Here is a 24,532-nt window from a genome sequence, read left to right on the forward strand (position 1 = left end):
CTTTAGGTTTGTTCAACTCTTTGGCGCCAGTTCAAACCCGGGGCGATTCACACCGAGAAAGTGCGACCAACAAAAATCAAGCTGATAAATTTTCAGAAGAGAAGTTGTTTTATCGCCATTCAAATGTCGAGTTCTGAGTCATGCTTGCACCAAAACGATTATTTAAAGGGAACTTGATGGCCCGAAGCCCCAAAAGCGTGCAACTTTGGGCGTTTTAAGTTGTCATGAAATTTGCTTGTTTGTGAAATTAGATATGTCCATTTTTTTGCTTCTTTTGACAATTGCCGCTTTCAAATTCAGTATGTCTCAAAACCAGTCTCAGTTGGAAGTCATTAAGCAAGCTGATCCCAGGTGTGATTCATGCGGCTACGTCTTGCCATCTCAGACCTCCTCAAGTGGACTTCGTTGCGGTTTAGATTATTTCAAGAGCAGCTACATCATGCGGAAGTTTCAACTCATGCAGCATTTCCCTGAAGTTCATGCTTACAACGTTTGCGAATCTTGGGCCAATGAACTGGTTTCCCACGAACTTCACGGTGGGTTTACTTTTTTAGCACCGCGAACGGGTGACTTCAAAGCTTAAAGTCTGATGCATAAGATTGTCATTGTGGCTGGTTGTTCTGAGTCAGCTTACTCACGCGGGTTTACTGGGTACTTGAGCTTTGGAGCCACCCAGGTGAATCCCGCCGTCAAGCAATAAAAGTTCACCTGTCACGGTGCGAGCGCTTGTGGTCAGCCAAACAATAGCTTCGGCCACATCTTCGGTTGAACTGGCACGCTCCAAGGGCGCGATGGACTCGGCCATGGCTTTGACTTTTTCGAAGCCAGCTTGGCCCAATCCATCGACAAACCAGCGCGATGTAATCAGGCCCGGGCAAACCGCGTTCACTCTGATATCAGGCGCTAATGCACGTGCAAGGTAGAGTGTCATGGAATTCAAAGCACCTTTGGACGCGATATAAGGCACGGAAGAACCTATGCCCAGCGAACCTGCGATTGAGGACACGTTGACCACTGAGCCTTGTTGCATTTTGAGGTGTGGCGCACAAGCCCGCACCATCTGAAAAGCCCCTACCGTGTTCACCGCGTAAATGCGTGAAAAGGTGTCCATATCCAAAACTTCCCAGTTGGCGGCTCCGGTGAAGGTGCTGATCCCTGCATTGTTCACAAGTGCATCAATGCGTCCCCATTTATCGATGGCAGCTTGTGTCAAAGCCCTGCAGTCGCTATCTTGCGCGACATCACCTTGCATCAACAATGTATCAGCGCCTGCAGCTTGGCAGTCCGCCTGAGATGCTTGGGCCTCTGTCTCACTGCGTGAGTAATTGATCAAGACGTTATAGCCGTGTTGGGAAAGAAGAAGTGCGGTCGCTGCACCGACGCCGGTTCCAGAACCAGTGATGATGGCTACTTTGCGTTCAGTCATGATGAATCCTTCCTAGGGTCAGGCCTGCGTCTTGATAGCCATTGAATACACCTTCAATGGTTCGCCGTCGCGATCACATCGCCATCAGCGTCAACATCCTGATATCTGTATGAAATGCTGGTGCGTTTCGAAAACGAACAGCAAAGTGTTGGTCAGCGGACGAGCGGTCGGTCGATCGACGGGTGGTCAGCTCAAAACCAAGGCATTTGACAAACTCACCGCTTGTCATTCTTGATCGGCTTTAGGGTGAGAAACGCAAAACATGCCGTGCTGCTGATGCGCATCAGCAGCACGGGCTTGAAGCTGACAAAAGTCGCCGCTGGCACCGAATACACTCCTTGACGTCCAGCCCGGTATAGGCTGGCACTTGAGTCGTTGGCGTGTTGTTGGCGGCGGCGGCCCCTCAGTCAGTGACTTCCAGCTGTCTTGCGGGCGGTAATTTCTCTCTGAAATAACTCCATGATTTCTGGGGCAAACGGTGCAGACAAGGTTGGGCTGGGCTTGACACCGGGCGCTTGCCTGAATACCGCTCTGGCATGGCTCGTTTCGATGAAGCCATCTCGCCCGTGATAGGCGCCCATTCCCGAGGCACCTACACCTCCGAAGGGTAAATCTTCCTGCAGGTAGTGCTGGTAAAGATCGTTCACGGTGAATCCGCCGCTTTCGGTGTGATCACAGACCATCTGCTCCTCATCTGCGTCGTTTCCGAAATAGTAGATGGCAAGGGGCTTTGGGCCTCGGCGAACATAAGATACTCCCTCGGCGATCGACTCGTAGGTGACGATCGGAAGGACTGGACCGAAAATCTCCTCCTGCATCAACTGCATGTCGGAGGTAACGTTTTGCACCACATAAAGGGGCATACGGTGGGACGTGGCCGCCCCATCGGCACGCTGATGGTCGCCGATCACGGTTACCTTCGCGCCCTTGCTGCGGGCCTCTTCCACATATCCCATCAGCCGGTCGAAATGCTGCTGACTGATGACGCCCGTCACGTCTGCGTTATCGCGCAGCTTTGGGAACATCGTCTCCACACGAGTGGCTATCTTGTCTATCAACGCCTGTTCATCCCCTCTCCTCATCAGGACATAGTCGGGTGCCAGGCAAAGTTGGCCTCCGTTAAGAAACTTTCCATATGCGAGCCGTTGCGCAACGCTGTCGAGATCTGCAGTGGCGCCCACTATGACAGGCGATTTGCCTCCGAGCTCTAGTGTCACTGGCACAAGGTTGCGAGCGGCAGCTTCCATGACCTGGCGCCCCACTTTGGTTGAACCGGTAAAGATCAAATGGTCGAAGGGGAGGTGCGCAAAAGCGCGACCAACATCCGGTCCGCCAAGAATCACCGAAATCTCATCCTCGGCAAAATAGTCACGGACGAGACTCTGCATAAGGCCGCCCAGGACGGGTGTGAACTCCGAAAGTTTGATCATCGCCCTGTTACCTGCCGCAAGCACCGACGTCAGTGGAGAAACGGTGAGTCCGTAAGGCATGTTCCAAGGAGAGATGAGACCGACGACGCCCTTGGGCTGGTACAAAACGAATGAGGTCGCACCTGCCTTGTGTGCAAGCTCGTTCGATTCCCTGGATTCCGGCTTCGTCCATTCTTCGAGATGGTCTCGGGCGTATTCCATTCCATGAATCTTGGCGACCACCTCGGTCGCAAGTGTCGTGTGTCTAGAGCGCGCGCCGGCATAGTCCTCACAGATGGCATCGGCAATGGCATCAGCGTTTTCGCAGGTGAGTGCGATCAAGCGATTCAATCGGTCGCGACGCTTGTCAAGTGACACGGAACCATCTTTGAAATGCGCTTGTCGCTGTTTCTCCAGAATGGCGAGTAACGAGTCTGAAACGGACAAGTGATCAGCCTTGGTGGGTGTAGTCGTCGTCATATAAGTGTCCTTTGTCAAAAAGCTTGATTCAGTTTTGATTGTTTCGGTGCCGCCCACCGATCATCTGCAGAGAATTACCGAAAAATGGGAATATGGGTTCACAACATCAATCAGTAAAAATGCCCTCTGCGGAGCGAATTTGCGATCAAAGAGCGGAAAATGAAGATCCGCTTCAATGATCGCAAATGACTACTGAGCGGAAGACCAGTCACGCTGGGGCTTGATGCCTTTAGCGCGCAGTTCGGAAAAATAGGCTCGCAAAACCGTTCTGGCAGGCTCTCCGTTAGCTTCCAGCCAAGGCTGGGGGAGATTAGGCATGCCATTGATCCACTGCATCCTTGCCGCTTCAGGCAAATCTGACATTTTTAACCCGCCCTTTGTCATCGTATCCAGCGCAGTCGTGGCCAGTCTGGTGATGTTCTTGCCGTGTGCAATTGAAGCCGCTTTTCCCGCTTCACGAAACGCGTCTTGGACGTCCTTGGGTAAGCCATCGAAGAATCTTTTGTTGATGGCAATGCTGCCGACGTACATAGCGCCTATTCCCACTTTCGTCCCGTGTGGTGCAACTTCATAGATTCGGGCTGGGGCAATGCCTGTATTGAAAGACAGAGCCCCTTCAGTCACGCCGGTTTGGATGTCGGTATACATGGTGGTGATAGCACCTGCTACTGGAATCGCTCCGGTTCCTCGGAGCCAGGTTGCCGTGCTTCCTGGCGCAGTGATTCGCCGATTTTGAAGATCTTTAATGTCCTTGATGGGATTCTTTGTAAAAATTTCGTAGCTATCGGTGACCAAGGACGCGAGTGGCACCAAATTTTGTGAAGTCCAGCTGTCCCTGAGAACTGAAAGATCGGCGTTCAGCTTATCGAAGATTTCGATAAGCGCTTCGTGGTTGGTTGTGGCAAATGGCGTGTAAACAGTGACGTTTTGCAGTGGCATTGCAGCGGCTTCAAAGCCAGAGATGACCGGCGCCACGTCGACTATTCGATCGCGAACCGCAGCACGGGATTCATTGAACTTGAACAAACCGCTTCCATAACTTTCGCGCCAGTTGATCGTAAACTTATTGCCTTTCGCTTTTAAGATCCGATCAACTTCTGGTTGAAATGCCTCTTTTGCAGCATTCGCCCAAACGTTAGTGGTGGGATAGCTCGAACCGATGTTGACAGAGATCTGCTGCTGCGCAAAAGCCGATGAGCCGCTTGCGGCTTGGAAAGCAATGGCGCTGAAAACTGCCCATTTTGTGAGTTTCATTCGTATCTCCATGTTCGCGGCTTCACTGAGTGAGCCTTGGTTTTGCGTCATCCGACGTCACTAACGCCGGCTAATTGCCCAACATCCCGGGAGGAGGAACCAATCGAACACTGAGACCGTGGCGGCTATCGCCATCTTTTTCATTTGGCTTTTGTCAACACAGCCGTGAACGTTGATGATTTTTATGGTAGCACCCCTCATTGAGTGTTCCACTGTGGTTTACCTGAATGGTAATAACCCTCGCAGCGTCTCATTCATTGGAATTTGTACAAATACTTTCGCCTTAATCAGGTTGTGTTTGCAGTTTCAAATCATGGCCGTTTTATGGCACCAAAATTGAGCAACTGGGTGAAGTTCGACTCTTGATGGGCCGCAGCAACCGGGCGATAAAGGTGTCAACGTTCCGCTGATGGTCTTTCGACTAAAAACGCTTGCCCACTACTCAACTTGACCTGTGTGATGCTGACTATCTTCAGTGAAGTGGTCTTGCTTTTTCATACGGCTTGATGGGCTGGAATAGAAGGCCTGTGCCGATTTCACTGCAGATCCTCATGAGCTGATTGAAACTATATTTATTGGTAGCGTCAGGCGCTGTTTTGATAGCAGCTAAGGGCGCATCACTTACCCTGAATCAAAAAATACCAGAGGGTAAAACCTACTTGATTCATGTCATGTTGATCCGTACGCTGAGTTTGTTCGAATCTATTTTGAAGAGTTGTAAAACTACTTTTATGCATTCGAAATTCCTGCATACGACTCAAAAATCCGCACGGCAGCCGAAAATGACACAACAACCTCACAGCAGCTTTTTCAACCGACTCATGCAATTTTCGTCGTCCATAGGAACGATATGGATAGCCTTTCTCATGTTTCTCATTGTTGCCGACGTGATTGGGCGCAATTTCCTTGATAGACCGATCACCGGCGTGGCGGAGTTTGCATCGCGATCCATTGTGGCCATCGTTTTCCTGCAGCTCGCGGCAGGAATTACTTCCGGTCGTATGCTGCGCAGCGATACTTTGCTTCAGGTGTTTTGGCGGCGGGCGCCATGGCTTGGACGAACTCTGGAAGTCAGCTACTCGCTTGTTGGCGCAGTTACTTTCAGCGTGCTCACGTTCATTGCATGGCCAGAGTTTGTTGACTCTTGGCGAAATAACGACTACTTCGGAACGCGAGGGGTTTTTATGGTGTCAAGTTGGCCGTTCCATGCGCTCCTTGTATTGGGATCCGCTTTTACTGCATTCGCCTTTATGGCTTCGGCAGTAGCGTTTCTTCGTGGTGTTCAACCGGCAGGGGGTGTCGATCATGGGTGATTTAACTACAGGGTTATTCTTAATCGGCGCTTTGGTGACGTTGGTCCTTTTGGGCATGCAGATCGCCGTGGCTCTTTTTTCAGTGGCGTTCGCCGGGATATGGCTAATGCGCGGTGATGTCGAAATAGCCATGCGAATGATGCATTCAGCAGCTTATGGCGGCATTGCGGACTATATTTTCGCGACCATTCCCTTGTTCGTTTTGATGGGGATGCTCGTGAGCATTTCGAACGTTGGAAAAGATACGTTTGATGTCGCCGAATCTCTCTTGCGTCGCCTGCGCGGTTCCTTAGGTGTAGCCACTGTTGCGGCAAACGCTATGTTTGCCGCGGTCACCGGAGTTTCGGTTGCTTCGGCGGCTGTATTTACCAAGATCGCGGTGCCAGAAATGGTGCGGCACGGTTACACGAAGACGTTTGCAGCAGGTACCGTTGCCGGTAGTTCAATCTTAGGCATGATGATCCCGCCAAGCGTTCTGATGATCATCTATGGGGTGCTCGCAGAGCAATCAATCGGCAAACTGTTTATTGCCGGCTTGATTCCTGGTGTAGTGCTTGCTCTTGGCTTTGCCGCCGTGATCATGCTGATGGCAACATTCAAACCCCACCTTGTCTTCGTTTCCCGGACGACCATAGATGTCACTGCGCAAAAACTTCCAACGTTGAGCGCCGGGCAGCTCGGATTGAAGATATTTCCAATCAGTCTTCTCATCATTTTGGTGCTTGGAGGGCTTTATTCGGGATTTTTTACGCCAACTGAGGCTGGTGCCGTAGGTGCCCTTGGTGCCTTGGCCATTGCTTTGGCACGTAGGACACTGGGCGGAGGCAATCTCTGGAAGGTTTTGCAGGAGACTGGCGCCATCTCTGTCGGAATCATGATCCTTTTGATAGCCGCGAGCTATTACAGCAAAATGATTTCCGTGGCGGGAGTACCGCAAGCGTTGGGTATGCTAATCAAGGAGTCCGGGTTGGGACCATACGGTTTCCTGACCCTTTATTTAATACTTGTGCTTGCGCTGGGGATGATTATTGACTCCAGTTCAATCCTCCTCATCATGACGCCGATCGCCGCTCCAATCGCTACCAGCTTGGGCTTTGATCTCATTCACTTCGGAATAGTCACTGTGATCGCGGTCGAAATGGGGTTGCTGACCCCGCCATTCGGGCTTTCTGTATTTACAGTCAAATCAGCATTGAACGACCCGTCGGTTTCCGTGGACTCAATTTTTGTGGGTTCGCTTCCGTTTCTAGCCGTCATGCTGTTCGCATTATTCCTCTTTGCGGCTTTTCCAATCCTGTCACTTGCGCTGATCTGAGATTTTTAGCAAATACTTGTTTCCGTCAGACACGATTTGACCCGCTTGAGGGCGTCGTGTCGATTGTGCTCTGACCAGCCTGTTCGTTGGGTACGCATTGATCTGACTGAAATCAGCGCCACTGATCAAATGGCCATCGGCGTCTACAGGCCAATACTTCAAAAACCACTTTTGCAAAATTTGGTCCGAGTGGCCTTGAAACTTGTATTTTGAATCATCAGGAGTTTCACTTAGTCGATAGTCCTGATTCGCGAATGATCCCGCTGAATTTACGTACTTCATCCTCCAGCCATTTGGTGGTCTCGCGACTGCTCATGAACAATGTTTGAACTTCCAACTCTTCGAGTTTCTTGCGTACATTGACGTCTTGCATTGTTTTTTGCAATGCGATTTCTAGCTTGGCTATAACAGGTTCCGGGGTGCCTTTTGGTGCTGCAATGTTCACGAACGAGTCGTTGCCATCCATCTCCGGATAGCCCAATTGTCCCGTGGTGGGCACATCTGGAAGCCAAGGCAGACGCGCCTTGCTTTGAACAGCCAAAACACGCAACTCTTTGCCATTCAGATTTTTAACTAGGGCTGTGTAGGGCAGCATGCAGGCCTGGACACTGCCGTCACGGATTCCAATAAGTGCAGGAGCAAGTCCGTTGTAAGGCACGTGAGTGACGTTATAGTTTTTACTTGTTTTTGTTTTGACAATGTTACGAAACATTTCCAGCTGAAGGTGGTTAAGGCCACCCGAGCCGGTGCTACAAAAGTTGATTTCTCCGGAGTTGGCATATCCGGCCAACTCTGCCAGTGATTTCACCTGGACTTTAGTGCTCACCACAATCACTGCGGGGTTTGAAGCGACTGCAGCAACAGGTGCAAAGTCCTTAATATTTAATTCAAAATTTGGCACAAGCAGATTGGCAAAGGCAAATGCTGATCCCGATGTAAAAAACAGTGTGTGACCATCCGCAGGTGCAGCAGCCACCACCCTGGCACCGACAGAACTACCTGCACCTGGTCTGTTCAAAATGACGACAGGTTGACCCAGTTCATCCTTAAGCCGTTCGCCAATGATGCGAGCTGTTACGTCGAGTCCTCCGCCTGCTGCAAAAGGCACTACCAATGTCACAGGTTTTGTCGGGAAATCAGCAGCAACTGCCTGTTGACTGATTAGTGTTGGGAGAAGACCGACAAGTAATGTGCACATCAGAATGCGGGTGATTCTGGAGCGAATCGTTTGTTGGGTCTGCATATTGAAATCTCCTGTCATTGTTGAGGAAGGTTAACGCTTTGGCCGCTTGCCCGCAATCGTGACTCGCGTCATCAATCGGTCCTGTCCGGTGTAATCCGGAATAGCGCGGTGCATGGTGCAGCGGTTGTCCCACACGAGGACTTGATCTTTTTTCCACCGAGCACGGCAAGTAAAGTCAAACCGAGCGCAATGCTCATATAAAAATGTCAGAAATGGGGCAGATTCTTCGTTAGTGAATCCTTCAATTCGTTGCGTGTAGGTTTTGTTCAGGTACAGAAACTTGCGACCGCTGACTTCATGCGTGCAAACTAGCGGGTGCACCATTTCTCGGTCACCCAGTTCTACGTTCACATCTGACCTTACACCTGAGGCGTTATAGCGTCGACTCTGTGAAAGGTAGGCAGAGCCGAAAATTCGCGTAGCGCTGTGCACCATGTTCAGTGGTGCGATCAATTCCTTAAAAGCCGGAGAGAGCGCCTCGTAAGCTGCGTACATACTGAGGAAGCCGGTATCTCCACCATATGTTGGAACGTCCACAGCTCGCATCACTACGGCAAGTGGGGGCTCATCAAGGTAAGTGCTATCAGCATGCCAGTTCTCGCCAATGACGCGTCCGGTGTCGCTCGCGAGTCGGCGAATCATTTGGATATCTGGATGCCCCTCTATGCTGGGCAGTTGCGGAAGCTGAATCACTTGACCAAAGCCCCTTGCAAATGTGAGGTGCTGTTCATGAGTGGGCGTTTGTTTCGGAAACATGATCACCTGGTGGTCAACGAAGGCATCGCGGATTTCTTCCCAGACTTCCAGTGATAGTTCATGACGAAGATCGATGCCAAAAATTTCAGCACCTAGAACTCCTGTGAGTGGTTGTACTTCGATGTGGCGGTAGTTACGGGGATGTACCAGGACAGGATGTGCATCTAAGGAGGATATTGGGTGCATTTTCGGAGTTCTCAGTCATTAGCAGGATGGATTGGTTGCGTTGCCCGCGCTGACCCTAAAAAGTCCTCTGCCGTTTCTAAATTCTGCTCTCTTGGCAGCACCGTCTGAACTGCACGAACCGAGTAGAGCCAGGGATTGGCTGCAGCCTGATGTGGTGATCCAGACTCAACGCATTTCGTTGCGCCCTCCATGAGAGCACGCCGCATCGCAACAACAGCGATGTCGCTCGATCCAAGATGCTCTCGGGTGCGATCGACAATCGGACCAGCGGACTCTGTCACCATGGCATCTTGCGCGCGAATGCCTTTGATACCTGTGAATGAAACGGTCTTTTGTTCCTGTCGATCGATTAGGTAATCGTTATCAAGGCGTTCGACGGGTACCGTCGTACCGGGAACAACTTTCCGATGCGAGTTCTCTCCATTGCGCCATGCCATTATTTCCTGATCATTCAGGGGCCCGTCGGAACGCCAACTTACGCAAATCACCCAGCAGCGCTCATCGGTCATGGGGACCCACATGCGCACTAGCTGCGCATCTCCTGGGCGTGGGGGAATCATGGTGAAGAAAGGCAAAAGGAACTGATTGATCCGCCAATAACGTTTGTCGCCGTCCACACTTCGTCCGTTACACGCCATAAACCCAGCGCCGTTTGGAAGGATTTTCCATAAAGGTGCTGTGTCCTCTTGGAAATACTTACCGGTGAGTGCCTGATGGTCCGGATTCGTTCTGTTCAGCTCTTTGTGCAGGAAACTCACGTGAGCGCTGTCCAACTCACCTTCCATGGCCTGCGCATAGTTGCATTCTTGTTGCCACCTGGAAGCGTAAAGATGGTCATCAGGCTGACCGATAAAGCCGAAGGCTGGCAGGTCGGGTACTGGTTGAGCATCTCCCATGTAGACCCATAAAAGTGCACCAGCCATCCGAGCTGGATATGCACGTGCTTTAACGTTTTGGCACATACGGCTGGTTTTGGGCTCGGCCGGCATCTCCAAGCAATTACCGTTGACATCAAATTTCCAGCCATGGTAGACGCAGCGAATTCCACCTTCCTCGTTACGTCCAAAGAATAGACTCGCACCCCGGTGCGGACAATTTTCTTCAATGACGCCAACACGGCCTTCACTATCACGAAAGACAACCAGTCTCTCATTGAGCAAGGTCAGACGTACCGGCGGGGCGTCTGCGGCCGGTACTTGCTCAGCAGTCATTGCGGGAATCCAAAATGAGCGCATGAACCGGCCCATGGTTGTTTGTGGGCCGCATTGGGTGAGAAGTGCATTATTTTCGTGAGTCAGCATCAAGCAATCCTTGGGCATTGGAATGAGTATAGAACTCCAATTAATCTTTGATTCAGATCAATACAATCTTATTTTGCGATGTTGCATTGCAATATTTGGAAGGTGACTATTTATGGTGGGCAACTTTAATGTTCAGTTGATGAGAATATTTTTGGCTGTCTTTGACCATCGCAGCGTTGGCGCGGCGGCGACTTCACTTGGAATGAGTCAGTCTGGATTGAGCACTGCATTGGCCCGAATACGTCATACCCTAGGGGATGCGCTTTTTATCAATACAGCTGCCGGAATGCAACCTACGACCCGAGCAAAGGAGCTGGCCTTACCAATACGAGAAGCCGTACTTTTTATTGAACAACGGATCTTGAATAAGGCATCTTTCGATCCCGCCACCGACGAGCGCGAGTTTCGAGTTGCAGCTTCAGATACGGCGGAGGCGATGTATTTGCCCCGAGCACTCAATGCTTTGAATAAGGTTGCACCTGGAGTTCGACTTCGTGTCGTTTCAACGGCACAACCGCAATTGCAGCGGGTAATTTCAGAGGGTCAGGGTGACATCGCGCTGGGATATTTTCCTGACTTGATGTCTGCGGAATTTGTTCGAAGACGAATTGGACAGCACGGCTTTGTGTGCATTTGTGGAGCTGATAATCAGGACTTAATTCGGGATTTCAGTCTCAAGAAGTACATCGAGGCGCGACACGTTGTTGTGGAGGCGCCTACGCGTTCACAGGGGCTTTTAGAAAGCTATGTACAAAAGCGGGGGATTCACCGCAATGCGGCACTAACTACGCCGCACTTTATGAGTTTGCCGCAAATTCTCTCAGGTACAGATTTGATTGCAACAGTCCCTGACGCCATCGCCGACTCTTTTGCCGACAATCGCAGACTTGCTCGGATGCCTCTACCGTTTCGCTCGCCCGTTTTTGATGCACATTTGCACTGGAGCAAAAGTGTTAACAATGATCCCGCTCATCGATGGTTGCGAGGGATTCTGTTTGAAGCGTTCGTAATTCGGTCAGATTAGGAGGTGGGCGTATTTCTACCAATGTTTTAACGAATAGTGATTGATCAGCTTGGGGGGCATGTGATCGTGCGATAGGAAGAGGGCGTGCCGGGCTGAGTCTCTACTTTGGTAACAAGGGTTGGCAATAGCGAGTGCTGGACTTGGATGCTCAATCGGGGTCTTCCAAATTTGAGACCAGCCTGACCCCACCGTACCCCCACTCCCCAAATCCTGAACAGGGACTCTTGTCTGCCTTTGCACTGTAATTTGATCGTCCGATGGCCCTTCCGGTCAAAAGCACACCCCTTGCCTTTTAGAACGATGACCCCGGGGGGTGTATCAATTTTTAGAAATGTTGCGAGCGTTCGCAGGTTGTACCTGCGCGATCTGCAACTTATGATGATTACTCTTGATCGGAGCTTCTGATGAGCGCTTACACAATCTTCAAACCATCACTTTTGTTGGCCGCCTGTCTTTTCTCGAGTGGCGTTCAGGCGTCGACTTGCATCACTGCCGGGCGGATGGACAACGCAGTCTGGGCACCGCAGTTTCAATCGGTGCGTCTATTGGATGATGCCGGGCGCAGCTTGAAAGTTAAAAACAAATCCGAATTGACGCAAGTTCGAGCGGTTGAGCTGACTGAGGCAGCTCTTTTGTCGGTTTGCGATGGAAACAAAGCTGTAGCTCGGGGAGAAGGCGTTCAATCCAAAGGGCCTGTTCCGGCAGCAAAGCCGGGGCGATTCAACGTGGCAGGCTTTGGCTTCCCGAAGCTTCAAAATGGTGAACTGGTTGAATTCGAGCTGACCATTGCGGCAGATCAGATTGTGATGATCACCCGCTGACCACTTCAAATTTTTTATGTGATCGAAAACCCATGAAGATTGCTGCAATCCAAATGGTCTCCGCACCTGATTTGGCAACGAACTTGGCCACTGCCGCAAGGCTGATCGACCAAGCTGCCAGCGACGGTGCTCAACTGGTTTCTCTTCCTGAGTACTTTGTGCAAATTGGATTGCATGAAACCGACAAATTTCAGATTGCTGAAGAGTTTGGACAGGGGCCCATTCTAGAGATGCTGGCTTCCAAAGCTCGACAACACGACATTTGGGTTGCAGGTGGCTCCATCCCCATCAAGACCCCAGACCCGGCCAAGGTGACAAACACGGCCTTGCTCTTCAGCCCTGAGGGCGAGGTGGTGGCCCGTTACGACAAGATGCATCTCGTCAGCTACCAGGACGGAACCCGTCATTTGGACGAAGGCCGCACCATGGTGGCTGGAACAGCGAAAGTGACTGCCGACACGCCTTTTGGGCGTGTTGGGATGTCTATTTGCTATGACCTGCGGTTTCCTGAGCTTTACCGTGCCATGGGCGAGGTGGACCTGATCTTGGTGCCCTCGGCCTTTACCGTGCCGACAGGCTCAGCTCACTGGGAAGTGTTGTTGCGTGCTCGGGCCATCGAGAACCAATGTTACGTGTTGGCGGCCGCGCAAGGCGGCACGCACGCAAGCGGTCGGCAAACTTACGGTCACAGCATGTTGGTTGACCCTTGGGGTGAAGTAGTCGCGCTATTGCCTGAAGGCGAGGGCGTTGTGATGGGCGACATGAACTCCGAGCGTCTGAAGTCCGTGCGTCAAAATTTGCAGGCTTTGCGGCACCGCCGCCTGAACACAGAAGGTGTTGCAGCGGACAGACTTGTCTCTGTCGGCAAGGGGTTTCGAGAGCTGAACGGCCCCGGGAATCGCGGAGGCTCCAACCTTTAAGAGAATGGAGCCATGAACAAGTCACCCAAATTTTCCCCAAAGGTCCGCGAGCGGGCCGTGGGCACGGTGCATGAGCACCGAGAGGAATATCCATCGCTGTGGGCGGCACTGGAGTCGCTAGCACCGAGGATCGGCTGCGTTCCTCACACGCTGTATGCATGGATGCGCAAACACGAGGTTGACAGCGGCACGCGCCAGGGCTAGACCACGACGGACAAAGACCGACTCAAGGAACTCGAACACGAGAACAGACAACTGTGCAAGACCAACGAAATCCTCAAGCTGGCCAGCGCGTTTTTTGCCCAGACGGAGCTCTCGACCGCCGTTTGAAGCGCTAAAGCGATTCGTGGACCTGCACCGGGCGAGTGAGCCGAAACATGCAGACCGACTTTGTTCTGGGTGCACTGGAGCAGGCTTTGTACGACCGCCAGCCTGCGGCCAACAATTCGATCCACCATTCGGACAGGGGCTCGCAATACGTGAGCATCCGCTACACCGAGCGGCTGGACCAGGCAAGCATCAAACCATCGGTCGACAGTAAGGGCGATTTCTGCGACAACGCGCTGGCCGAAACCATCAACGGGCTATACAAGGCCGAGTTGATTCACCGCCGGGGACCTTGGAAAAACAGAGAATCCGTGGAACTGGCCACCCTGGAGTGGGTAAACTGGTCGAATCACATCCGATGGCTCAAACCGATTGTGGGCATCCCTCCGGCGGAAGCTGAGGCAAACTACTGGCGACAGCTTGCTGCTGCCAGCACCACGAAAGAGGTATCCACTGAAGCCAACCAGCCTCCACGAAACCCGGGGCTGTTCAATTTGCTGTCGTTTGACTGAGCATAGATAATCGAGCGAACCCCTTCCTCCAAGGTATAGCATCCACAGCTGACCACTGAAAAGCACGCACTTCAAAGAGAGAAATCAGCTTTATTTTTCAGCAAACCAAGGGTCATCTTGAACATCCCCACTTTTAAACACATTGCCGTTGTTGGTGCAGGCGCCGTTGGTAGTTTTTACGGTGCCATGCTTGCCCGCGCTGGGCACAAGGTGACGCTCATCGGCCGTCCCGCGCATGTGCTTGCGACCAAGCGCGATGGTCTGAAATTAGATTTGGCCACATCATCTGCAACAGAAATCGTCCACATCGATGCAAGCAGTGAGTTATCGAGCTTGCAGAGCGCAGACTTGGTTTTGTTCTGTGTCAAATCGACAGACAGCGCATCGGTCGCACTTCAAATGGCGCCCCACCTCGCACCGCATGCTTTGATCATGAGTTTGCAGAACGGTGTAGAGAATTCAGCCCTGATTGCGCAACAGGTACCCCATGCAGTGATCCCCTGTGTCGTCTATGTGGCCACAGAAATTCCTGCCCCGGGTTGTGTGAAGCACCATGGCCGCGGCGATCTTGTGATCGGAACGATGCAGACTTCACGGCTGAGGGATCCGCAGAAAACGCTTCAAGAAATCGTTGATCTATTTGCTTCAGCGCAGGTTCAGGTTCAGATTTCAGAAAACGTGATGGTCGAGTTGTGGTCCAAATTGATGATCAACTGTGCGTTCAATGCGATTTCAGGCTTGGCTCAAATTCAATACGAAAAACTTGCGGCCTTAGAGTCCGTTCGCAGCACCCAGACAGCTTTGGTGAAGGAAGTCATCGCAGTGGCGCTGGCCGATGGGATCGATTTATCTGAGCCCATCGCTTTGCAAGCCGTCGCAAAAATAGCAGTCACGATGGGAAGTCAAAAATCATCCACTGCACAAGATATGGCGCGCTCTAAACCCAGTGAAATTGACCATCTGAATGGTTTCATTGTGAGACGTGGGCAAGCACTTGGTGTTGCAACCCCTGTGAACCAAGCCTTATTTTCATTGGTCAAGCTGGTTGAATCGACTTACACCGATCATGTCTAAATCAGAAGTCCCCAAAGAGTTCGTTCGGGCTTTAAACGAACTGAGTCTTTCAAACGCATCTTCCCTTTGGGGTACCCCTCTAACGGGTGGCGTGTCATCTGATATTTGGCGCATTGACACTGAAAAGGGTTCAGTTTGTGCCAAACGTGCTTTGTCCAAATTGCGGGTGGTTGCCGATTGGTATGCGCCTGTAGAACGCAATCTTTTTGAAGCCAGATGGTTGCAAGTTGCCCGCCAAGCTTTTCCAGCTTGCGCGCCAGAATTATTGGGCCAACACCCTGAACTGGGTGTTTTGGTGATGCAATACCTTGACCCAGATCACTATCGCGTTTGGAAACAAGAATTGCGTGCTGGCCATGCTGATTCGCAGACTGCTCAGGCGATGGGACAAGTTCTTTCTAAGATTCACAGTTACGCCGCAAAAAATAGCCATTTGGCGAGTGAATTTCCAACAGACAAAATATTTTTTGAAATCAGACTGGCACCCTACTTACTGGCCACAGCAGAGCGCCACCCCAAACTGGCACACGCATTAGAAGAGTTGGTATTGCAAACTCAGCACAATGCAAAAACGCTGGTGCATGGTGATGTCAGCCCCAAAAATATCCTGCTAGGGCCACAAGGCCCCTTGTTGTTGGATGCAGAGTGCGCCACTTGGAGTGACCCTGCATTTGACTTGGCGTTTTGCCTCAACCATTTATTGCTCAAGTGTCTGTGGACGCCTGCCTCATCGGCAGATTTTTTAAATTGCTTTAAAGTTCTTAAAAATAGTTATTTGACATCAGTAGACTGGGAAGAGCCCAGTGATCTTGAAGCCAGAGCGGCACGGCTGCTGCCTGGACTTTTGCTGGCCAGAGTGGATGGCAAGTCTCCTGTCGAATATGTGACGCAAGAACATCAGCGCGATCATGTCAGACACGTCGCAAGCACATTACTCATCAAGCCTGCAAGCCATTTGCAAGAAGTTGCCCAAGCATGGGCCAAGGACCTTAGGATATGAGCCCGTTTGCCATCCAATCTATCTTCGCAAGACGCGTCTGGGACAGTCGTGGACGACCCACCGTAGAAGCAGAGGTCATCCTCAACGATGGTTCACGAGGCAGAGCCATTGCGCCAGCTGGCGCATCCAAAGGCACGCGTGAAGCACTGGAGTTGAGGGACGGGGGTGATCGGTTTGGTGGGTTGGATGTGATGCAGGCGGTCGGACATGTCAACGGACAAATTTCTAATGCACTTGTGGGCACAAAGGCTGACAACCAGTCTGTTCTTGACCAAGCACTCATTGATCTTGATGGAACGATCAACAAATCCAACTTAGGCGCAAATGCAACCTTGTCCGTTTCAATGGCAGCAGCGCATGCCATGGCTGCTGCCTCTGACATGCCTTTGTACCGCTACATTGGTCAAGGGAAAATTGGCCGCTTGCCCATGCCTCAAATTCAAATTTTTGGCGGAGGTGCGCACGCCGGCAGGCGTGTCGATGTTCAAGACTTTATGGTGGTATGTCCTGGCGCAAGCAGTTTCGCTCAGGCTTTGGAGTGGACCGCTGAAGTCTACCGCCATGCTGGGCTGCTGATGGCACAACGCGGCTCATTGTTTGGCGTTGCGGACGAAGGGGGTTGGTGGCCTGACTTTACAAGCAACGAGCAAGCTCTGGAAATGCTCGTACTTGCCATCGAACGCGCAGGCTTTATTCCCGGAGATCAAGTGGCCATGGCTTTGGACATTGCAGCATCCGAATTTGGGCGACAGGGCCAATACCGCCTTGGACTTGAATCTCGTGTGCTGGACTCCGATGGCATGATTGAAATGCTGCTGGGGTGGGTTGAGAAGTACCCCATTGTCTCCATAGAAGACCCATTGGCTGAAGACGATCCTGTGGGGTTCGCTCGCTTTACCCAAGCCATTGGCCATCGTCTGCAAATTGTGGGCGATGATTTTTTGGTCTCCAATTCAAACCTCATTCGAGAGGCCGCCACTATAGGCGCTGCCAACACGGTACTCCTCAAACCCAATCAACAAGGTACGCTGAGCGAAACTTTGAAGGCTTGGGATGTGGCAAAAGAGATGGGCTATGCGGCCATCGTGTCTGCGCGCTCAGGTGAAACCGAAGACACCACCATTGTCGACCTGGCCATTGGTTGGAATGTCGGGCAACTCAAAGTCGGATCGTTCGCCAGAAGTGAGCGCATGATCAAGTGGAATCATGCGCTTCGCATAGAAGAACAACTGGGTACACAGGCCAGTTTTGCTGGCGGTAGTGTATTCAGAAGAACTCCATGAGCATCATCTTGTTACACCATCCACGATTTGACCAGCTTGTGGGTGGAGTGTGACCAGTCCGTTCGTGTTGCATGCACTGGTCAAGCAAAAATCAGCGTCCGTGATCAGATGGTCATCGACGTCAACATAAGAGCCTCAATCTGCTTCAATTTTGAGTTCCTTGGAAAGAGCACCCCATCGAACTGATTCGGCTTTCATAAAGAGACCGAACTGATCCGCAGTGGACGGTGTTGGGTAGTAGCCCAGGCCGATCATCTTTTCCCGAACTTCCTTCTTGTTCAACGAGTCATTCAAAGCGCGGTTCAGTCTTTGAACAATGGCTGGCGGTGTAGCCAAAGGCGCAACCATCCCTTGCCAGCCGGTCACCACGTAGTTTTTCAAACCAGATTCTCTGAAGGTTGGAATGGATTGAAATTCTGGTGCACGTTCTGCAGCCGTAAGAGCCAACACCTTTAACTTACCGCTTCTGACATGCGGCATGCCAGCGCCAAGGGCATCAATCATTCCAACCACTCTACCGGCCATCAAATCGATCAGTGCAGGTCCGCTGCCTTTGTAGGGGATATGCTGAATTTTGACTTGTGCTTCAGACTTCAACATTTCAAAAGCAAGGTGCGTTATTTGTCCATTGCCGCCCGAAGCGTAGCTAAAGGCATCAGGCTGAGACTTCAACAAACTCAAATACTCGGCTGCTGAATTGACATTCAATGTGGCTGGGACAAAAAGCGCTAAGGGGGCATAGCCAACCTGTCCAATGGGCGCTAATTTGTTGGGTAAATCAACAATGGGTTGCTTGGAAATGTGTTCCAAAACAGAAAACTGCCCCACATTACCCAAGCCAATCGTGTAGCCGTCATTGGGTGAGCGCATGATTTCTGCGGAAGCTATCGCTGTGCCTGCACCAGGCTTGTTGTCCACAATGACGTTTTGACCCAATTGGCTGGACATGTCTTGTGCCAACAATCGGGCAAGCTGATCAATGCCACCTCCTGGGGGAAAGCCAATCACCATTCGTATGGGTTTGTTGGGGAAGTCTTGGGCTAGAAGAGGTTGACTGAAAATTGCACCCCCTAAGAGGGCCAAAAAAACACCCATTTTTTTGAGTTTCATGTTTGTCTCCTGTTTAGATCAACGGTGGTCACGAAAAACATTTTGAGTCTTGATCTGACTCGACATGCGCCAATGCAGCAGCTTGTCCATCAGGCCTTGACGAATAGCCGCGTGAGTTGTTGACGTCCAAAGGTTGTTGGTTTCCTCTGGGTCATTTTCAAGATCAAAAAGCTGACCGAAACTTTCATTCAGAAAATGCACCAGCTTCCACCGTCGGGTTCTGACCATGGTCATGAACTCAACGTCCGTCAAAATGTTGTCGCGACCTTGTTCGCAATAAACGGCTTCACGCCCAGACCATTGAGGGTCATTGAAAGCAGGCTCTACAGAAACGGCCTCCATGCCTTCGGGGTGTTTGGCTTGTGCCTGAGTGAGTAACCATGGAACGATGTCCATCGCTTGAATTAGGGCGTCAGATTTTTGGGCCTCAGGTATCTTTCCGGGCGCCCACAAAATCATAGGAACCTTTGTCACTTGCTCGTACATGGTCCACTTTTGACTGTGCCCGTGATCTCCTAAACAGTCTCCATGGTCGGATGTGAAAACGATGATGCAATTGTCCAAATAGCCTTTCTTATCAAGCGATCCAATGATCTGCCCAACCGCATCGTCAATCATGGTGACGTTGGCCAGGTAATGGGCGCGCTGCCGATGGCGATGCGCATCGCTGGGTTCGAGTTGGTGCACGACTGAATCGTGGTCAATTTCAACGTTGTGCTCGCGAAGCACATGAAACGGCTTTGGCTGTCCTGCCAAATCTTCTTCCGTGACTGTGGCGATAGGTAAATCTTTGTCGATGTATCTGTTGAGGTAGTCCGGCGTTGGGTCGTAAGGTGGGTGCGGTCCCGGAAAACCAATTTGTAAAAACAAGGGTTCTGCTTTGGGGGCGGTGTCAATCCACCAGCATGCTCTATCGGCAACAAAATTGTCTGAATGCGAGTCTGGTGGTAAGCGCCATTCAAATGCGCCGAGTCTTTCGCGGTAGTCTGGAAATTTTCGGTACTGAACTCTTTGTTGTTTGACCAAGCCTCGCGCAGCCAGTGACCGATCCCAATCATCAAAGAAAAATCGACCTTCCAAAAATCGGTCTTTATTCTCTACAACATAACGTTGGTGGTACCCGGCAGGTGTGTCTAAAGGCCATGTGTGCATCTTGCCGACGTTGATGCATGTGTAGCCAACTTGTGCAAGATTTTCTACCCAGGTGTGACGCCATGTGTCTGCATTTTTTAAGATGCCAGTGGTATGGGCGTAATAGCCGGTGAACAAGCTCGAGCGAGCCGGCACACAAGATGCGCCAGCAACATGGCACTGCGTAAAGTGAGTCCCTTCTTTGATCAACCTGTCCAGGTTCGGCGTTTCCATGTGCGGAAATCCCAAGCCAGCGATGGTGTCATAGCGTTGCTGGTCAGTGATGATGAAAATGATATGAGGTTGCTTGGGACTCATTGGATTCTCTGCACATGAAAAAGCCCATGCTAGTCCGTCTCCATGCAAATAAATAGTGATTATTTTTAATCGATCCATTACTATTTGGAATGGACAGGTGACAAGATGGATCTATTCAAACTCAAGCCAATGACCCCCAATACGCTTTCGGCGTTGCGCAGACTTCGCATGCGTCATTTAGAGTTGCTATGCCATCTCAGTGAAGCGACCACAGTGAGCGCTGCTGCCAGCAAGCTCAACCTCACCCAGCCTGCGGTGAGCAAAATGATTTCTGAAATTGAGTCTGTGAGTCAAGCTGCCTTGTTTACAAGAGGTAGAACTGGCGTTCAACCTACCATCCAAGGCGCACTTTTGATACGACAGGCGTGCGACATGGTGCAAAGTCTTGATCGCTGCTTCTCAGAAATCAACTCAATTGGAGAGGGCGCAAGCGGTCTTTTGCGGATGGGATCGTTTTCTACAACCAGCATCTTCCCAAAGCTGGTTATTGATGTCATCCAGCAACTGCCCTTACTCAAAATTCAAATTCAAGAAAGTCCTCCTCAAGAACTGATCAACGGCCTCATCAACCATGAACTGGATTGTGTGGTGACCAGCTTTTCAAGAGAGATGATGGGAGATGTGCGAACTGAATCTCTGAAGCTTCAGCCTATTTCGACCGACAGTCTTTGTGTTGTCGCCTCCACAAAACATCCCTTCTCAAAGCGCAGAAACATCCAATGGGTGGAAGCTGTTAAGCACCGCTGGGCTTTGCCTCCAAGGGATGCCCTCATGACAAAAGAGTTAATGTATGCACTCAAAAAAATGGATTGCCCAGACATCATTCCTGTCATTGAGTCCATGTCGGCCATCACGATGAAAGGCTTGATTCAATTTGATGACAACTTGCTTGGCATCATGCGTGAGCACCAAGCCAAGGAAGAAGAGCGCGCCAATAATTTAGCCATTGTCAAAATTCAGCCAACCATCAATCTTCCCGACCTGTACCTGGTCACGCACAAGCAAAACTTGATCCCCTCGGCAACCATGCAAGCCCTGCAAAAAGCACTTGGACTTTGAAGTCCAATGAAGATGCGTTTCAAGGTCGGGTGATTTCGACGGGCGTATGCATGTATTCAGAGACAACAGTGCCCGTGATGCGGCGACCTTCTACACGGCCAGAGAAGGCGTGTACCTTGCGGTCCTGAGTGATGAATTGGAATTTGATTTCATCGCCACGCAATCTGGCTCCCAACAAGGCGTGGTTATGGCCACCACGGGTGAGAATCCCGCCAATATTCTGAAAGGATTGGCTCATGCTCATGCGCATGGGCCCGCCATCCAGCCCGGTCATGACCCAATTGCCCTCAATTTGTGCTGGGACCACCCAAAAGTAGCCTTGTGAGTGTTGATAAGACATGGTTTCGTCGGGCTCCCAGTCGCCCATGGTGAAAGCATGCGAGACCACCCGAGTGCCAGGCTTCATATTGAGCAAGATAGGGCGTAGCTTCAAGTTCAGTTGAGGCAGCAGGTAAAGGGTCACCACGGTGGCAGAACTGAAGTCTTCTTTGAAGATGTCCCCTGTGATGATCCTCACTTTGTCGGTCATGCCAGCTTCTGCAACTTTGCGTCGGGCAAATTGGGCCATGTCGGGGTTGAACTCAATGCCTACCGCTTGGGTGCCGTATTGCCGTGCTGCGGTAATGGCGATGATGCCGTCACCTGCTCCTAAATCAAACAATCTGTCTTGATCGGTGACCTTGGCTGCAGAGAGCATTTTGTCGATCAGACCTGCCGGGGTGGGGATCCAGATCACATCTTTGCCGGCTTGACCGCGCACGGGCTCGTAGGACGTTGAGGCGGGTTTTGGGCTGGCCGCGTTGGTGGCTGGGGCTGTGGTGGTGGATGCGCAGGCCACATTCAGCCAGCTGGTCAACAGGATGGGCAGCAATACTCGGGATAACTTCATGATCAATTCCTTAGGAGTTGCGTTTGACTTTGCCATGCTGATCTGAGCAGGGGCAGCTCTTTGGTTAAACCACAAGATTATTGTTTGTTTGCGTAAATTTTTCATGAAGCGTGTTTTTTTGCTTCATTGGTATTTACCCTTTACCTGCGGATCAGGTTAAGGTTTTGGACGCATCAGGGCTTGGCGAAGCGTCAATCAATGGGTTCGGATACGGTTGGGCTTTAAAAATTGAGCCACTGAAAAGAGATTTACCAGCTTGGCGTTCAAAACAAAGAGCGCGGTACTTCGCGTGTGGAGTCTATGCATCCCCCATTCGCGTAAACACCTGCGGGGTCACGATAAACCATCATTTTTGACATCACGGATTCCATTTTTTCAGGAGACTGCCGTGTGAGTTCTATCTGTCGCTCAACTTCGCTTTCATCCATTGACAGAACGCCGCTCGAATTGATGCACGCACCATCACGCCAGTGGTAGATTTCGAGACACTTCGAAGTCAAGTCAAAGGGGTTGTCTCGTCGCCAGAAATTACTGAACAAACCGCCACCCAGGTAAAACACCCATGACCCTTCAAAGCCTTTGACATCAGATGACCGATTGTCGGGATTCTTGAACCATAAACGATCGCCCGGAACGTAATACTTCATGGGAATTGGATTTTCAGGCAGGCCGTATTCATAGACATAGGTGGTGTGGAATGGATCAGCCCGAGGAACCGCCAGACGGCACTGAGCTTCCAACTCAAGCAAATAAGTGGGGTTGGTGAGCTTGGCTTCCTCTGCAAGACCGAGCAGCACTAAATATTCAGCCGCGCGGTAACAAGAGAACTCATACTGACGACCAGTGATTTCGGGCTGGGTCGCAGCGATGATGGCCTCCTCCAGACTGACATCTTGCCGGATGACAAACCCGTTTTCGGAGTCTCCTTGCCAGTATTCTGAAGGTCGCTCGGCAGCTTCGGTGTTGAATGCCAAAGAGGTTTTGGCAGCAGCCATGGCGATATTGACGCGTACACGTATGTGCGATTCGAGTTGCGCCACACTTTTAAACGTCATGACCTGTGGCGCAGCCAGCATGGTCAGGACCACTTCGTGTTCCAGAGCCTGATCGACTGACAAATCCAAATCATGAGCAAGTGTTCTGACCTGCAGTGTGTCAAAACCCGGGCACCAAAGATCGAAATACCGCTGCTGGAGCCGGACTTCAATAAAGTAGCCTGCATTTTGAGCAGATGGCCTGATCTGGGTAACCTCTTGGAGGCCCAACCGCTTTAACAAGCGGTCTAATTCGTAAAGCGACTGAGCAGGGTTTAAATCACTGCTGCCTTGAATCAGTAGGCCGACGGGTATCGACATGTTGACATCTGGGGACATGGTTCTCCCATTTTTAATCATCAACCCATTGAACTGGTTTTCCGCGATGAATGGTGATGAATTGAATGGACTTCATATTGCGCAATCACAATCTTAGACACAAACATTTTATACCGCGAGAAAATCATGATATCGATTGATTTCAGAGCTAAAGCCAAAAATTTTTAACCGAATTGAACGCCACTTTCAAGTTCAACTTAAATTTATAATGTCCAGTTTGATTTCTCGTTTAAGAATTTCTCAATCATTGAATTAAAAACCTGTTCTTGTTCAATATTGCTGATGTGCGCTGCATTAGGAATAATAAACAGTTGAGATTTTTTGATGTTGTCGTGCATTTGGCGTGACATTTCAGGTGGGGTGCCATGATCATGTTCACCAACAAGAATTAAAGTTGGGCAGTTGATTTCATGCAATCTGTCTAATACATCTATTTTTGAAATTGCCTCGCAACACCCAATAAAACCTTCAGAAGGTGTATTGAGTATCCCCATTCCAATGCGATTGACGGCGATAGGGTTGTTTTTTCGAAAATCCTCGGTGAACCATCGTGTCAATGTGCTCTCTAAAAGACCCTTCATACCTTCTGTGCGCGCTACTTTTATCCGCTGCCCCCACATTTGTTCGGCGTCAGGTGGTCGTCGGCTTGTAGAATCCGCCAGTATCAGAGATAGAAAAAAATTTGGATTTTTAAGAGCGAAAGTTTGTCCAATCATGCCACCCATCGAAATACCCATCCAATGGGCTTGGTCTATTTTTAAATGAAGAAATAAACCCTGAACATCATTGGCCAGTTGGTCTAGGGTATAGGGTCCGGGAGGAGCGCTGGATTTGCCGTGCCCTCGCGTATCGAATCGGAGAACTCGAAATTTATTTTTAAGTAAATCGACTTGTGCATCCCAAGCTGAGAGGTTACAAGCTAAAGAGTGCGACAAACAAATCCAAGGCCCCTGTGTACCGTCAATGGTGTAATGTAGATCAATACCGTTTACGTGAACAAATGCCATA

General features: G+C 50.7%; 19 protein-coding genes and 2 pseudogenes. 10 read left to right on the forward strand and 11 right to left on the reverse strand.

All coding sequences use genetic code 11. The features are described 5' to 3' along the window. Positions 1 to 634 precede the first annotated feature (634 nt). The 3 genes from Q1M54_RS02625 to Q1M54_RS02635 form a co-directional block, all read right to left on the reverse strand. A complete protein-coding gene (locus tag Q1M54_RS02625) occupies positions 635 to 1,426 on the reverse strand; it encodes an SDR family oxidoreductase (RefSeq protein WP_300553511.1) in 792 nt (263 codons plus the stop codon). A 407-nt stretch (positions 1,427 to 1,833) separates the two neighbouring features. Beyond that, positions 1,834 to 3,315 carry a coniferyl aldehyde dehydrogenase gene (locus Q1M54_RS02630; RefSeq protein WP_300553514.1) on the reverse strand — a complete coding sequence of 494 codons (1,482 nt, stop codon included), beginning with the start codon at positions 3,313 to 3,315 and terminating at the stop codon, positions 1,834 to 1,836. A gap of 189 nt (positions 3,316 to 3,504) precedes the next feature. Then, a complete protein-coding gene (locus Q1M54_RS02635) occupies positions 3,505 to 4,569 on the reverse strand; it encodes a C4-dicarboxylate TRAP transporter substrate-binding protein (protein WP_300553518.1) in 1,065 nt (354 codons plus the stop codon). Between the two features lie 671 nt (positions 4,570 to 5,240). On the opposite strand from Q1M54_RS02635, the gene Q1M54_RS02640 reads away from it, so the two are divergent. Both Q1M54_RS02640 and Q1M54_RS02645 read left to right on the forward strand, forming a co-directional pair. Further along, positions 5,241 to 5,882, forward strand: coding sequence for a TRAP transporter small permease (locus Q1M54_RS02640; RefSeq protein ID WP_300553520.1), 642 nt, complete (start codon positions 5,241 to 5,243; stop codon positions 5,880 to 5,882). Further along, positions 5,875 to 7,197, forward strand: a complete 1,323-nt coding sequence (locus Q1M54_RS02645) for a TRAP transporter large permease (RefSeq protein WP_300553523.1) — start codon at positions 5,875 to 5,877, stop codon at positions 7,195 to 7,197. Before Q1M54_RS02640 ends, Q1M54_RS02645 begins: the two co-directional genes overlap by 8 nt. Before the next feature lie 226 nt (positions 7,198 to 7,423). On the opposite strand, the gene Q1M54_RS02650 is transcribed toward Q1M54_RS02645, so the two are convergent. The 3 genes from Q1M54_RS02650 to Q1M54_RS02660 are packed head-to-tail and all read right to left on the reverse strand — an operon-like array spanning position 7,424 to position 10,683. After that, positions 7,424 to 8,440: a tripartite tricarboxylate transporter substrate binding protein gene (locus Q1M54_RS02650; protein ID WP_300553526.1), complete on the reverse strand. Its 1,017-nt coding sequence runs from the start codon at positions 8,438 to 8,440 to the stop codon at positions 7,424 to 7,426. Between the two features lie 30 nt (positions 8,441 to 8,470). Next, positions 8,471 to 9,382, reverse strand: a complete 912-nt coding sequence (locus Q1M54_RS02655; protein WP_300553529.1) for a TauD/TfdA family dioxygenase — start codon at positions 9,380 to 9,382, stop codon at positions 8,471 to 8,473. Between the two features lie 11 nt (positions 9,383 to 9,393). Continuing rightward, a complete protein-coding gene (locus Q1M54_RS02660; protein WP_300553531.1) occupies positions 9,394 to 10,683 on the reverse strand; it encodes a Rieske 2Fe-2S domain-containing protein in 1,290 nt (429 codons plus the stop codon). Between the two features lie 112 nt (positions 10,684 to 10,795). On the opposite strand from Q1M54_RS02660, the gene Q1M54_RS02665 reads away from it, so the two are divergent. The 7 genes and pseudogenes from Q1M54_RS02665 to eno all read left to right on the forward strand — a co-directional run bounded on the left by Q1M54_RS02665 (position 10,796) and on the right by eno (position 17,644). Continuing rightward, positions 10,796 to 11,707, forward strand: a complete 912-nt coding sequence (locus Q1M54_RS02665; RefSeq protein ID WP_300553533.1) for a LysR family transcriptional regulator — start codon at positions 10,796 to 10,798, stop codon at positions 11,705 to 11,707. 404 nt (positions 11,708 to 12,111) lie between these two features. Next, entirely contained in the window at positions 12,112 to 12,528 is a 417-nt protein-coding gene (locus Q1M54_RS02670) for a hypothetical protein (RefSeq protein ID WP_300553535.1), read from the forward strand. Between the two features lie 32 nt (positions 12,529 to 12,560). Beyond that, positions 12,561 to 13,352, forward strand: a pseudogene (locus Q1M54_RS02675) (carbon-nitrogen hydrolase family protein); the annotation flags it as partial. 108 nt (positions 13,353 to 13,460) lie between these two features. Then, a pseudogene (locus Q1M54_RS02680) lies at positions 13,461 to 14,209 on the forward strand (transposase); the annotation flags it as partial. Positions 14,210 to 14,404: 195 nt separating this feature from the next. Then, the gene (locus tag Q1M54_RS02685; protein WP_366146243.1) at positions 14,405 to 15,361 is read left to right on the forward strand and encodes a 2-dehydropantoate 2-reductase; all 957 of its coding nucleotides are present in this window, start codon (positions 14,405 to 14,407) and stop codon (positions 15,359 to 15,361) included. Then, positions 15,354 to 16,361, forward strand: a complete 1,008-nt coding sequence (locus tag Q1M54_RS02690) for an aminoglycoside phosphotransferase family protein (RefSeq protein WP_300553538.1) — start codon at positions 15,354 to 15,356, stop codon at positions 16,359 to 16,361. Before Q1M54_RS02685 ends, Q1M54_RS02690 begins: the two co-directional genes overlap by 8 nt. Beyond that, positions 16,358 to 17,644 (forward strand): phosphopyruvate hydratase, encoded by a 1,287-nt coding sequence (gene eno / locus Q1M54_RS02695; protein WP_300553541.1) that lies wholly within the window; start codon positions 16,358 to 16,360, stop codon positions 17,642 to 17,644. The genes Q1M54_RS02690 and eno overlap by 4 nt, the downstream gene beginning before the upstream one ends. A gap of 135 nt (positions 17,645 to 17,779) precedes the next feature. Here the strand turns inward: eno and Q1M54_RS02700 are convergent, their stop codons facing one another. Together Q1M54_RS02700 and Q1M54_RS02705 are read right to left on the reverse strand one after the other, a co-directional pair. Then, on the reverse strand, positions 17,780 to 18,754 hold the full coding sequence (locus tag Q1M54_RS02700; RefSeq protein WP_300553544.1) for a tripartite tricarboxylate transporter substrate binding protein: 975 nt from the start codon (positions 18,752 to 18,754) through the stop codon (positions 17,780 to 17,782). A gap of 18 nt (positions 18,755 to 18,772) precedes the next feature. Continuing rightward, positions 18,773 to 20,203, reverse strand: a complete 1,431-nt coding sequence (locus Q1M54_RS02705) for a sulfatase-like hydrolase/transferase (protein ID WP_300553546.1) — start codon at positions 20,201 to 20,203, stop codon at positions 18,773 to 18,775. Positions 20,204 to 20,308: 105 nt separating this feature from the next. On the opposite strand from Q1M54_RS02705, the gene Q1M54_RS02710 reads away from it, so the two are divergent. Next, positions 20,309 to 21,262, forward strand: coding sequence for a LysR family transcriptional regulator (locus Q1M54_RS02710; RefSeq protein ID WP_300553549.1), 954 nt, complete (start codon positions 20,309 to 20,311; stop codon positions 21,260 to 21,262). Positions 21,263 to 21,281: 19 nt separating this feature from the next. Here Q1M54_RS02710 and Q1M54_RS02715 read toward each other — a convergent pair whose 3' ends face one another. From Q1M54_RS02715 to Q1M54_RS02725, 3 genes are all read right to left on the reverse strand, one after another. Continuing rightward, a complete protein-coding gene (locus Q1M54_RS02715) occupies positions 21,282 to 22,151 on the reverse strand; it encodes a class I SAM-dependent methyltransferase (RefSeq protein ID WP_300553551.1) in 870 nt (289 codons plus the stop codon). 263 nt (positions 22,152 to 22,414) lie between these two features. Continuing rightward, the gene (locus Q1M54_RS02720; protein ID WP_300553554.1) at positions 22,415 to 23,524 is read right to left on the reverse strand and encodes a hypothetical protein; all 1,110 of its coding nucleotides are present in this window, start codon (positions 23,522 to 23,524) and stop codon (positions 22,415 to 22,417) included. 203 nt (positions 23,525 to 23,727) lie between these two features. Continuing rightward, positions 23,728 to 24,531: an alpha/beta fold hydrolase gene (locus tag Q1M54_RS02725; RefSeq protein ID WP_300553556.1), complete on the reverse strand. Its 804-nt coding sequence runs from the start codon at positions 24,529 to 24,531 to the stop codon at positions 23,728 to 23,730. Between the last annotated feature and the right edge of the window lies 1 nt (position 24,532).

This window comes from Limnohabitans sp. Rim8 (assembly GCF_943326455.1).
Taxonomy (GTDB): Bacteria; Pseudomonadota; Gammaproteobacteria; order Burkholderiales; family Burkholderiaceae_C; genus Limnohabitans_A.

Bases quoted from the DNA above. Each gene is read 5' to 3' on its own strand.
- Q1M54_RS02625 (WP_300553511.1), bottom strand. From the start codon at position 1,426: ATGACTGAACGCAAAGTAGCCATCATCACTGGTTCTGGAACCGGCGTC.
- Q1M54_RS02630 (WP_300553514.1), bottom strand. From the start codon at position 3,315: ATGACGACGACTACACCCACCAAGGCTGATCACTTGTCCGTTTCAGAC.
- Q1M54_RS02635 (WP_300553518.1), bottom strand. From the start codon at position 4,569: ATGAAACTCACAAAATGGGCAGTTTTCAGCGCCATTGCTTTCCAAGCC.
- Q1M54_RS02640 (WP_300553520.1), top strand. From the start codon at position 5,241: ATGTTGATCCGTACGCTGAGTTTGTTCGAATCTATTTTGAAGAGTTGT.
- Q1M54_RS02645 (WP_300553523.1), top strand. From the start codon at position 5,875: ATGGGTGATTTAACTACAGGGTTATTCTTAATCGGCGCTTTGGTGACG.
- Q1M54_RS02650 (WP_300553526.1), bottom strand. From the start codon at position 8,440: ATGCAGACCCAACAAACGATTCGCTCCAGAATCACCCGCATTCTGATG.
- Q1M54_RS02655 (WP_300553529.1), bottom strand. From the start codon at position 9,382: ATGCACCCAATATCCTCCTTAGATGCACATCCTGTCCTGGTACATCCC.
- Q1M54_RS02660 (WP_300553531.1), bottom strand. From the start codon at position 10,683: ATGCTGACTCACGAAAATAATGCACTTCTCACCCAATGCGGCCCACAA.
- Q1M54_RS02665 (WP_300553533.1), top strand. From the start codon at position 10,796: ATGGTGGGCAACTTTAATGTTCAGTTGATGAGAATATTTTTGGCTGTC.
- Q1M54_RS02670 (WP_300553535.1), top strand. From the start codon at position 12,112: ATGAGCGCTTACACAATCTTCAAACCATCACTTTTGTTGGCCGCCTGT.
- Q1M54_RS02690 (WP_300553538.1), top strand. From the start codon at position 15,354: ATGTCTAAATCAGAAGTCCCCAAAGAGTTCGTTCGGGCTTTAAACGAA.
- eno (WP_300553541.1), top strand. From the start codon at position 16,358: ATGAGCCCGTTTGCCATCCAATCTATCTTCGCAAGACGCGTCTGGGAC.
- Q1M54_RS02700 (WP_300553544.1), bottom strand. From the start codon at position 18,754: ATGAAACTCAAAAAAATGGGTGTTTTTTTGGCCCTCTTAGGGGGTGCA.
- Q1M54_RS02705 (WP_300553546.1), bottom strand. From the start codon at position 20,203: ATGAGTCCCAAGCAACCTCATATCATTTTCATCATCACTGACCAGCAA.
- Q1M54_RS02710 (WP_300553549.1), top strand. From the start codon at position 20,309: ATGGATCTATTCAAACTCAAGCCAATGACCCCCAATACGCTTTCGGCG.
- Q1M54_RS02715 (WP_300553551.1), bottom strand. From the start codon at position 22,151: ATGAAGTTATCCCGAGTATTGCTGCCCATCCTGTTGACCAGCTGGCTG.
- Q1M54_RS02720 (WP_300553554.1), bottom strand. From the start codon at position 23,524: ATGTCCCCAGATGTCAACATGTCGATACCCGTCGGCCTACTGATTCAA.
- Q1M54_RS02725 (WP_300553556.1), bottom strand. From the start codon at position 24,531: ATGGCATTTGTTCACGTAAACGGTATTGATCTACATTACACCATTGAC.